The following is a 1,010-nucleotide window of genomic DNA, read 5'->3' as shown; positions in this document are numbered from 1 at the left end:
GAAACACGCCTTACCGGTTTAGTACCGCGACCGCGTGATGGGGTAATCTATCTTGGCACTCCCGGAAAACTCCAGGGAGATGTATACCCAGAGCATGAGTGAGGGCAACCGACTACGGATCAAGCTGACCCGATCGCAGCGGATGAAAATCGTGAGGTTGTTGAGCAACGGAACGCAGCCGGTGCGGACAGTGCGCCGGGCGTTGGTCTTGCAGCAGATGGATGGGGGCAAATCGGCGCCCGAGGCAGCCGCCAACCTGGGGTTGTCGGCCAAAGCCTGCTGGGAGATCGGCAAGCGCTATCAGCAGGGCGGGTTGCAGCGGGCGCTGTACGACGCAGCGCATCTGGGGAAAGCCCCGATGCTGAGTGTCGAACAGCAGCAGCGCATCGTTGCGATGGTGTGCGGCCCGGCGCCTCCGGGGCAGGCCCGTTGGAGCGTGCGACTCATAGCGCAGGAAGCGGTACGGCAACAGTTGGTGCCGCGGGTGGGCCGGGAGTGCATCCGCATCCTTCTCCAAAACCACGACTTGAAGCCGTGGCGGGAAAAAAATGTGGTGCGTACCGGCCCTGAATGAGGAGTACATCCAGCGGATGGAAGAGCTTCTGGAGTTGTATGAGAGGCCCTACTCGGTGCGGGAACCGGTGGTGTGTATGGACGAGAAGCCGGTAGTGCTGCACGGCGATGTTCGCGCCCCTATCCCCATGCGTGCTGGGCGGGTTGCCCGGCGCGATTACGAGTACAGGCGTCAGGGTACGGCCAATGTGTTTTGCGGCGTGGAACCCAAGGCGGGGCGCTACTTCACCAAAGTGACCAGGACGCGCCATGCTTTTCAATTTGCCGATTATGTGCGGCGACTGGCGGCCAGCTACCCCAGAGCCAAAACGATCCATCTGGTATTGGACAATCTGAGTACGCATCGTCGCAAAGCAGTGACGGATCGGTTTGGAGAAGAGGTTGGCGGCAAGCTGTGGAAACGGTTCACGGTCCATTACACGCCCAAACATGGCAGC

The 1,010-nt window shown here is 60.8% G+C and carries 2 protein-coding genes; both read left to right on the top strand.

Annotated features, from left to right (window positions below; translation table 11 throughout):
• Positions 1-79: 79 nt before the first annotated feature.
• On the top strand, positions 80-574 hold the full coding sequence (locus ACREXZ_RS30905) for a helix-turn-helix domain-containing protein (protein WP_431767923.1): 495 nt from the start codon (positions 80-82) through the stop codon (positions 572-574).
• A 16-nt stretch (positions 575-590) separates the two neighbouring features.
• The coding region (locus tag ACREXZ_RS30900) for an IS630 family transposase (RefSeq protein WP_431767922.1) at positions 591-1,010 on the top strand (420 nt) is incomplete at its 3' end.

It is taken from the genome of Paraburkholderia sp. (assembly GCF_050742655.1).
Classification (GTDB): Bacteria; Pseudomonadota; Gammaproteobacteria; order Burkholderiales; family Burkholderiaceae; genus Paraburkholderia.
The sequence above is the reverse complement of the archived record's forward strand: the minus strand, read 5'-3'. Positions and strand labels throughout refer to the sequence as shown.

What these genes read in the sequence shown, in the direction of transcription:
- ACREXZ_RS30905 (WP_431767923.1), top strand. Translation starts at nt 80, where the DNA reads ATGTATACCCAGAGCATGAGTGAGGGCAACCGACTACGGATCAAGCTG.